The 6,205-nt window shown below is 67.2% G+C and carries 8 protein-coding genes; 4 read left to right on the forward strand and 4 right to left on the reverse strand.

Translation table 11 applies throughout. The features are described 5' to 3' along the window. The 3 genes from Q7T84_RS14975 to Q7T84_RS14985 form a co-directional block, all read right to left on the reverse strand. On the reverse strand, window positions 1–634 hold a 634-nt coding region (locus Q7T84_RS14975), incomplete at its 3' end, for a beta-ketoacyl synthase N-terminal-like domain-containing protein (RefSeq protein WP_304810372.1). A gap of 25 nt (window positions 635–659) precedes the next feature. Next, entirely contained in the window at window positions 660–1,175 is a 516-nt protein-coding gene (gene fabA / locus Q7T84_RS14980; protein WP_304810374.1) for a 3-hydroxyacyl-[acyl-carrier-protein] dehydratase FabA, read from the reverse strand. 84 nt (window positions 1,176–1,259) lie between these two features. After that, a complete protein-coding gene (locus tag Q7T84_RS14985; protein WP_304810376.1) occupies window positions 1,260–1,832 on the reverse strand; it encodes an SH3 domain-containing protein in 573 nt (190 codons plus the stop codon). A 74-nt stretch (window positions 1,833–1,906) separates the two neighbouring features. On the opposite strand from Q7T84_RS14985, the gene Q7T84_RS14990 reads away from it, so the two are divergent. Then, window positions 1,907–2,893 (forward strand): D-glycerate dehydrogenase, encoded by a 987-nt coding sequence (locus Q7T84_RS14990; RefSeq protein WP_304810379.1) that lies wholly within the window; start codon window positions 1,907–1,909, stop codon window positions 2,891–2,893. Window positions 2,894–2,936: 43 nt separating this feature from the next. On the opposite strand, the gene Q7T84_RS14995 is transcribed toward Q7T84_RS14990, so the two are convergent. Beyond that, window positions 2,937–3,683 carry a HesA/MoeB/ThiF family protein gene (locus Q7T84_RS14995; RefSeq protein ID WP_304810381.1) on the reverse strand — a complete coding sequence of 249 codons (747 nt, stop codon included), beginning with the start codon at window positions 3,681–3,683 and terminating at the stop codon, window positions 2,937–2,939. Between the two features lie 109 nt (window positions 3,684–3,792). On the opposite strand from Q7T84_RS14995, the gene hslV reads away from it, so the two are divergent. The 3 genes from hslV to hslU all read left to right on the forward strand — a co-directional run. Then, the gene (gene hslV, locus Q7T84_RS15000; RefSeq protein ID WP_370653667.1) at window positions 3,793–4,341 is read left to right on the forward strand and encodes an ATP-dependent protease subunit HslV; all 549 of its coding nucleotides are present in this window, start codon (window positions 3,793–3,795) and stop codon (window positions 4,339–4,341) included. After that, complete coding sequence (locus tag Q7T84_RS15005; protein ID WP_304810383.1) at window positions 4,328–5,173, forward strand: DUF4440 domain-containing protein; 846 nt, start codon at window positions 4,328–4,330, stop codon at window positions 5,171–5,173. Before hslV ends, Q7T84_RS15005 begins: the two co-directional genes overlap by 14 nt. A 16-nt stretch (window positions 5,174–5,189) precedes the next feature. Next, window positions 5,190–6,205 (forward strand): ATP-dependent protease ATPase subunit HslU (hslU, locus tag Q7T84_RS15010; RefSeq protein ID WP_304810385.1); only part of this gene is annotated, 1,016 nt, incomplete at its 3' end.

The raw sequence follows: 6,205 nt of genomic DNA on the forward strand, positions 1-6,205 counted from the left end.
GGTCGTTGAAATTGCTGCTCATGGCGCCCATGGCGTCGAACATGTTGGACAGCGACCAGTCGAGCTCCTCGGTCCCGCCGGCGAACATCACCTCCTGCTTACCCATCAGGATCTGCTCGTAGGCCGAGCCGATGCAGTGGGTGGAGGTGGCGCAGGCCGAAGAGATCGAGAAGTTCAGGCCCTTGATCTTGAACCAGGTGGCCAGGGTCGCCGAGGCGCCCGAGCTCATCGCCTTGGGCACCGCGAACGGACCGACCCGCTTGGGGCCGCGATCCTTGGCGATCTGAGCCGACTCGATGATCGACTTGGTGGACGGACCGCCGGAGCCGACGATCAGGCCGGTACGCTCGTTGGAGACCTGCGCCTCCTCCAGGCCGGAGTCGGCGATCGCTTGTTCCATGGCGATGTGGCCAAAGGCCGTGCCCTGGGCCAGGAACCGCGCCGCGCGCCGGTCGACCATGGTTTCCCACTCGATGGCGGGGGCCGCATGGACCTGCGAGCGGAAGCCCAGCTCGGCATATTCCGGCGCGAAGGTGATGCCCGACTTGGCTTCGCGCAGCGAGGCTAGCACCTCGTCCGCGTTATTGCCGATGGACGATACGATACCGATTCCGGTGACGACGACGCGGCGCATGCTGTCTCCTCGACTTGGCGGCGGCTTAGCGCTGGTAAAGACCGACCCGAAGGTCTTGCGTGTGATAGATGGGGTTGCCATCGGCTTCCAACACCCCGTCGCCGATACCCATGACCAAGCGGCGGTTGATCACCCGCTTCATATCGACCTTGTAGGTGACCTTTTTGATGTCGGGGGTCACTTCGCCGGCGAACTTCACCTCGCCGCAGCCGAGCGCGCGACCGCGGCCCTTGCCGCCGATCCAGCCCAGATAGAAGCCGACCAGCTGCCAGAGCGCATCAAGGCCCAGGCTGCCTGGCATCACGGGGTCGCCGATGAAGTGGCAATCGAAGAACCAGAGGTCCGGATTGATGTCGAACTCGGCCTCGATATAGCCCTTGCCGTGCGCGCCGCCGTCATCATTGATCGTGATGATGCGGTCGAACAGCAGCATCGGCGGGGCGGGCAGCTGCGCATTGCCCGGGCCGAACATCTCGCCTCTGCTGCAGGCCAGCAGCTCTTCGAGATTGTAGTGGTCCTTGGCCTTCACGCCCTGGCTCATGCTCGGCTTTCTTGACAGAGGCCCTGGGAAACCGGGACCATTGGAATCATTGAATTCAGGCCGTAGCAGAGCAAGACCTTCTGCTCAACGGCTCCGAGCAGGCGCCCTTAGGGCTACCTTGCACTGGATCGCGTCCGACGTTCCCCACAATTCGGCCGCGGGAGCCCACCCGGTGACGTTGTCGGCGCGCACTCTGCACCAGCCGTCTTCGCACTTGATCAACGCCGCCATCGATCGAGGGTTCAGATAGGCGACGATCGCCGCCTCGGCCTTGGGTTTCCTGTGCAGGGCCAATGGCGCCGGCTTCTTGCGCAGCACCGTGTTCTCGCCGCTGGTCAGGCGTTTGTGAACCCAGGCCATGCCGCCGTCAGGATCGCAGATCCGTCGCCATTCGCTGTTCTCGGCCACCACCTGAACCGGCAGGCCCTTCACATGATAGACCCACAGCAGCTTGTGATCCTCGCTAGGGCCTGCCCGGGCGTAGACCTTGTCGAATTTCAACGAGATATAGCGCGGCACGGGCTGCCCCGAGGGCGTCAGACGTGGCTCTGCGTGCGCCATTGGCGTGCAAACAGCCAGGGCCAGCAGCGTCGTCAAAATTTTGAGCGTCGAAGTTTTCACGGAATAGTTCAGTTTAGGCTCGCCTTGGCCGTCCATGGTGGCTTTGCTAGAGGTTCCTGGTCACAACGCAAAGCGCGCCGCGCGCAGTTAAAGATTCCTTTCAAAACGCCATGGCCGCCCGCAAGCCGAAAATCATCGTCACACGCAAACTCCCCGATCAGGTGGAGACCCGGATGCGTGAGCTGTTCGACACCGAGCTGAACCTCGATGACGCGCCCATGAGCCGCGAGGCCTTGCTGGACGCCGTGCAGCGCGCCGACGCCCTGGTGCCGACCATCACCGACCATATCGACGGCGACCTGATCGCCGCGGCCGGCGAGCGGCTGAAGCTGATCGCCAATTTCGGGATGGGCATCGATCACATCGACGTGGCCGCCGCGACCGCGCGCGGCATCGTGGTGACCAATACGCCCGGCGTGCTGACCGAGGACACCGCCGACCTGACCATGGCGCTGATCATGGCGGTCTCCCGCCGGATCGTGGAGGGCGCCAATGTCGTGCAGGCCGGCGAGTTCACCGGCTGGACCCCCACCTGGATGAACGGCCGCCGCGTCAACGGCAAGCGGCTGGGAATCATCGGCATGGGCCGGATCGGCCAGGCTGTGGCGCGCCGCGCCAAGGCCTTCGGCATGCAGATCCACTATCACAACCGCAAGCCGGTCAGCCACGTGATCGCCGAGGAGCTTGAGGCCACATACTGGGAGAGCCTCGACCAGATGCTGGCCCGGATGGACATCATCTCGGTCAACTGCCCGCACACCCCGGCGACCTATCACCTGCTCTCGGCGCGCCGCCTGAAGCTGCTCCAGCCGCACGCGATCGTGGTCAACACCGCTCGGGGCGGGATCATCGACGAAGGGGCGCTGGCCGACCTGCTGGCGGCAGGCGGCATCGCCGGGGCCGGCCTGGACGTCTTCGAGTTCGAACCGGCGATCAATCCCAAGCTGCTCAAGCAACCCAACGCCGTCCTCCTGCCCCACCTCGGCTCGGCCACGGTCGAGGCCCGGATCGACATGGGCGAAAAGGTGATCATCAACCTCAAGACCTGGATGGACGGCCACCGGCCGCCGGACCGGGTGCTGATGTCGATGCTGTAGGCCCGTTCCTCTCCCCAGGGGGAGAGGAGAAGGCAGGCAGCGCCTACGGCCTCACCGCTCCACAAACCTCGCACTCAGGGTCCGCCCCGATCCGGACCGTCCGGGTCTCGGCGGCCAGGGCGTCATAGATCAGCAGCCGCCCGGCCAGCGGTTCGCCGGCCCCGGCGATCAGCTTGATCGCCTCCAGGGCCATCATTGACCCGATCACCCCGGCGATGGCGCCGACCACGCCCACGGTTGAGCAGGTTTCGGCGTCCGGCGGGATCTCCGGCACCAGGCAGCGATAGCAGGGCTTGCCGCGGAACACCCCGACCTGACCGGTCCAGCGGCCTATGGCGCCAGACACCAGCGTCCGCTCCAGGGCCACGCACGCGGCGTTGACCGCGAAGCGGGTGGCGAAGTCGTCGGTGCCGTCCAGCACCAGGTCCACCCCGGCGACCAGCGGCCCGGCGTTGCAGGCCTCCAGATGCACCGGCGCACAGTCAATATGCACATGCGGGTTCAAGGCCCGCAGGTGGGCGGCGGCCGCCTCGACCTTCTTGGCGCCGACGTCAGTGTTACGAAAAATGATCTGGCGCTGCAGATTTGAGGTGTCGACCACGTCGGGATCGACCAGCACGATCCGCCCAACCCCCGCCGCGGCCAGATAGAGCGCGGCCGGCGCGCCCAGGCCGCCTGCACCCACGACCAGTACGCTGGCCGCCTTCAGCCGCTGCTGGCCCTGGCCGCCGACCTCGCGCAGCACCAGTTGACGGGCATAGCGCTCGACTTCGTCGTCGGTGAAGCTCATCGTCGCCTCGTCCATTCTCGGCGCAGGCCGGTTCCTGCTCGCCGCCCGCATGTCCTAACTTAAGCGCATCACGCTTGACCTCACCGGGACCGCTGGCCACATCCGCAGCATGATGACAGCCTCGAACTTTCCAGATTGGCACGGAACCACGATCCTGGCGGTACGCAAGGACGGTAAGACCGTGATCGCCGGCGACGGTCAGGTCTCGATGGGCCAAACCGTGGTCAAGGGCAACGCCCGAAAGGTCCGCACCCTGGCCGGCGGCAAGGTCCTGGCGGGCTTCGCCGGCGCCACAGCCGACGCCTTCACCCTGATCGAGCGGCTGGAGGCCAAGCTCGAGCAGTATCCCGATCAGCTGGCGCGGGCCTGCGTCGACCTCGCCAAGGATTGGCGCACCGACCGCTACCTCCGCAAGTTGGAGGCGATGCTGCTGGTCGCCGACAAGGACCAGATCTTCACCGTCACCGGGGTCGGCGACGTGCTGGAGCCGGAAAGCGGCGTCGCGGCCATCGGCTCGGGCGGCAACTACGCCCTGGCCGCGGCCCTGGCCCTCGCCGACTCCCAACTGTCAGCCGAGGAAGTGGCGCGCAAGGCCATGGGCATCGCGGCCAGGATCTGCGTCTACACCAACGGAGAACTGACGGTTGAGAGCCTCTAGCCTCAGCCTCGCCCTGCTGCTGATCGCCACCCCGGCGATGGCGCAGGGCGACGATCCGGCCCCGGTCGTGGCGGCCGAGCGGGCCTTCGCCGCCGACGGCCTGGCGACCGGGATCAAGGCCTCGTTCCTGAAGCATTCGGCTCCCGAGGCCATCGTCTTCGCGCCCGATCCGGTCCGAACCCACGATGTCTACGCCGCGCGGCCCGACCAGAAGGGACCGCCGCTGATCTGGTGGCCGCTGTGGGCGGGGATCGCGCGCTCCGGCGACCTCGGCTTCACCACCGGCCCGGCCACCTACGACAGCAAGGAAAACGGCTGGTACTTCACCGTCTGGGCCAAGCAGCCGGATGGCGGCTGGAAGTGGCTCTATGACGGCGGCGCGCCGAGCGCTCATGGTGACGCCGCGCCGCAAGGTTCGCAGCCCGCCTACCTCTCCGCCTCCACCGGCCCCAAGACCACCGCCGGCCAGGCCATGAGCCAGGTTCGCGCCGCCGAGGCCGCCCTCGCCGCCCGCGCCATCACCGACGCCAAGGGCGCCTATCTGGCGGCGCTCAGCCCCGACGCACGGGTGGCCGGTTCAGAAGCCGCCCCCGCGACCACTCCGCGGGCGGTCGCCGCTGAACTCTCCACCCGCGCCCCGAAGATCGTTTTCTCGCCCTTGGGCGGAAGCGCCTCGGCGGCCGGGGACCTCGCCTGGACCTATGGCGACGCGACCTGGACCCAGGGTCCAGAGCCCGCGCGCGGCCACTATGTTCGCATCTGGCAAAGCCGTTCCGACGGGTGGCGACTGGTCTTCGACCAGATTCTCCCTGTCGCCAGGGCCAAGTCGTAATTATCTACCGGCCGACATGACCGAATTTTCCCCCCGCGAAATCGTCTCCGAACTCGACCGCTACATTGTCGGTCACCCTGAGGCCAAGAAGGCCGTCGCCGTCGCCCTGCGCAATCGCTGGCGCCGCCGCCGTGTGCCCGCCGACCTGCGCGACGAGGTTACGCCGAAGAACATCCTGCTGATCGGGCCGACCGGCGTCGGCAAGACCGAGATCGCCCGGCGGCTGGCCAAGCTCGCCCACGCCCCGTTCCTGAAGGTCGAGGCCACCAAGTTCACCGAGGTCGGCTATGTCGGCCGCGACGTCGACCAGATCATCCGCGACCTGGTGGAAAGCGCCATCGCCATGGTCCGCGACAAGCGCCGGGCCGCCGTCCGCGCCCGCGCCGAGGCCGGCGCCGAGGAGCGGCTGCTCGACGCCCTGACCGGTCCCGGCTCCACCGCCGCTCGCGACAGCTTCCGCAAGAAGCTGCGGGCCGGCGAACTGGACGACAAGGAAGTCGAGCTGACCCTGGCCGACAGCGGCGGCGGCATGCCGATGTTCGACGTCCCCGGCCAGCCGGGCTCGCAGATGGGCATGCTCAATCTCGGCGAGATGATGGGCAAGGCCTTCGGCGGCCGCACCAAGACCCACAAGACCACCGTCACCGGCGCCTGGGCGCCGCTGATCGCCGAGGAAAGCGACAAACTGCTGGACCAGGAAGCCTTGACCCAGGAAGCCCTGGAGCTGGCCGAGAACCAGGGCATCGTGTTCCTGGACGAGATCGACAAGGTGGCGACCAGCCGCGAACGCTCGGGCGGGGCCGACGTCTCCCGCGAAGGCGTGCAGCGCGACCTGCTGCCTCTGATCGAGGGCACCACCGTCTCGACCAAGTACGGACCGGTGAAGACCGACCACATCCTGTTCATCGCCTCGGGCGCCTTCCACGTCGCCAAGCCGTCGGACCTGCTGCCCGAACTCCAGGGCCGGTTGCCGATCCGGGTTGAGCTGAAGGCCCTGAGCCGCGACGACTTCCGCCGCATCCTGACCGAGCC

This window comes from Phenylobacterium sp. (assembly GCF_030654915.1).
Lineage (GTDB): Bacteria > Pseudomonadota > Alphaproteobacteria > Caulobacterales > Caulobacteraceae > Phenylobacterium.